This window comes from Bartonella sp. CL435QHHD, from assembly GCF_042195095.1.
In the GTDB taxonomy this organism is placed as follows: Bacteria; Pseudomonadota; Alphaproteobacteria; order Rhizobiales; family Rhizobiaceae; genus Bartonella.
Genome location: NZ_JBHINS010000079.1, coordinates 1 through 2218, shown reverse-complemented (window position 1 = coordinate 2218; position 2218 = coordinate 1). Strand labels below are relative to the sequence as shown.

Annotated in this window: 4 protein-coding genes; all 4 read right to left on the bottom strand. The window is 38.2% G+C overall.

All coding sequences use genetic code 11. From position 1 onward, the window contains the following. Nucleotides 1-36 precede the first annotated feature (36 nt). The 4 genes from ACFILH_RS07330 to ACFILH_RS07315 all read right to left on the bottom strand — a co-directional run bounded on the left by ACFILH_RS07330 (nucleotide 37) and on the right by ACFILH_RS07315 (nucleotide 2170). Nucleotides 37-498, bottom strand: a complete 462-nt coding sequence (locus ACFILH_RS07330; RefSeq protein WP_273791665.1) for a hypothetical protein — start codon at nucleotides 496-498, stop codon at nucleotides 37-39. 8 nt (nucleotides 499-506) lie between these two features. Beyond that, entirely contained in the window at nucleotides 507-1058 is a 552-nt protein-coding gene (locus ACFILH_RS07325; RefSeq protein WP_375612599.1) for a hypothetical protein, read from the bottom strand. 3 nt (nucleotides 1059-1061) lie between these two features. Further along, entirely contained in the window at nucleotides 1062-1676 is a 615-nt protein-coding gene (locus ACFILH_RS07320) for a hypothetical protein (protein WP_375612600.1), read from the bottom strand. 113 nt (nucleotides 1677-1789) lie between these two features. After that, nucleotides 1790-2170 carry a hypothetical protein gene (locus tag ACFILH_RS07315; protein ID WP_375621921.1) on the bottom strand — a complete coding sequence of 127 codons (381 nt, stop codon included), beginning with the start codon at nucleotides 2168-2170 and terminating at the stop codon, nucleotides 1790-1792. Nucleotides 2171-2218: the final 48 nt, after the last annotated feature.

Genomic DNA, 2218 nt, shown 5'->3' with positions numbered 1-2218 from the left:
TTTCATCAGTAAGTTCATATTTCTTTTCCATGATTACTATTTCTCACGTTCTACGATTACGGTGGAGCCACTAATTTTACAATTTCCAGCAATGTTTACACGACAGCAAATATATGCTTGATTGTAAATTTTAGCATTTCCGTAAACGTGTACACTTTCCCCTATAGCAGAATTCCCATAAATCCGCGCATAGTCAAAAACCTTGGCATTATCTCCAACAGAAGCACCACCAACTTCGGCATAATCATAAACTTGTGCATTGCCATAAACTTGTGCATTCCCATAAACCCGCGCATCATCATAAACTTTGGCATCACCGTAAACTTGTGCATTGCCAAAAATCCAACAGTCTCTCTTATGGCTTAAGTTGCTCTCTTTTTCTATAAAACCGCCTAGGTCACCTTTTTTGACATATCCAAAGTCTCTTAATGCTCTAATTCGGTGAAGAGTTCTTCCATCAAACACAATTTTTTCATCAGTAAATTCGTATTTTTTCATCTGGTTTGTTACCTAGTTGAGATTCTTTTATCGCCATCAATCCAGTCGTCCCAACATACACATGCTTCACCGTAAATTTTTGCATGACCGTAAACATGCGCATCACCGGAAACTTCTGCATTGCCGTAAACACGCGCCCTATCATAAATGTATGCCTTTTCGTAAACTTGTGCATTGCCATAAACTTCTGCATTATCAAAAACGTGCGGTTCACCGCAAATATATGCATCACCGTAAACTTCTGCATCACCGTAAATGCATGGTTCATCGCAAACTTCTGCTTTGCCATAAATACGAGAATTGTTGTAAACATGTGCATAACCGTAAACTTGTGCATTTTCGTAAACCTTAGCATCACCAAAAACCTTGGCATAACCATAGACTTTTGCATAATCCCCAATCCAGCAATTACCATGATGCGATAGGTTGTCTTCTTTTTGTATATAGCCACCTAAATCACCTTTCTCGACGTTTCCAAAGTCTCGTAATGCGCGAATGCGGTGGAGAGTTTTGCCCCCAACTTCGATTGTTTCATCAGTAAGTTCGTATTTCTTTTCCATGGTTTATTGCCTCATGCCCGTTGTGATGATTTCATCATTGATGATCTCTGCGTTTCCATGAATAAATGCATCACCACAGATTTTGGCATTTCCCCCAACTTTTGCTCTGATGGAAATCAATGGACTGCCATAGATTTTAGCATTTCCATAAATTTCAGCTTTTCCACTAATAAATGCACCACCGGAAACTTGTGCATTTTCGTAGATTTGTGCACTGGCAAAAACACGAGCATGTTCAAAAATCTGCGCATTACCAAAAATATTAGTTTCTCCGGTAACAGATGCACTACCAAAAACACATGCATTTTCGTAAATATCAGCAATGTTATAAATATAAGCATCACCATAAACCTTGGCTTTGTCATAAACTCTTGCATGACCATCTACACGAGCGTTTCCATAAACATGTGCATCACCAAAAACCTTGGCATAACCATAGACTTTTGCATCATCACCTACCCAGCAATTACCATCATGACTTAGATTGTCTTCTTTCTCGATATAGCCGCCTAGGTCGTCTGCTTTAACATCATCAAAATCCCTTAAAGCACGAATGCGGTGGAGAGTTTTTCTATCAAACTCAATTGTTTCATCAGTAAGTTCGTATTTTTTTTCCATGGTTTTACTCCTTTAAGTTAGATTCTGCCTTTGTCGTTCTTGCAAAAGAACGGCATTGCATTGTGTGGTGAATTTTTTGAAAAGGTGGCGTCTTTTAAAAACGCCTTTAGCTTTTAAAGCACATCACAAGGACGCAAACGGTGTTGTTTTTCGTAAGAACCATACATTGCATCATCATATTCGCGCTGTTTTATATCATCTAAAAAAAAACCGTATGCTGTGCTGTGTAGAATAAAATCGTGAGGAATGTTTCCGTTGAAACACTGCTCTTCACATTCTTTAAGATAGAATTCGGCAATATCTTCAGAGATATCTTCGCAACGATTAGTCGTTGGTTCAATACGCAAAATTTGGACAGCATTATCGGCTTGGTCGATAAATTTGATCATGTCACTTTCTTCTAAGAAAGGACCAGATTTAGCGAGATTTTGCTCTTCATTTTCGCACATCACTAAGAGAATTTCATCAGAATTTATAAACACTGGTTTATTCACAAATGCCTCCATACTGCCTATTGGCAAAAGTTATTTTCTAAGATATGG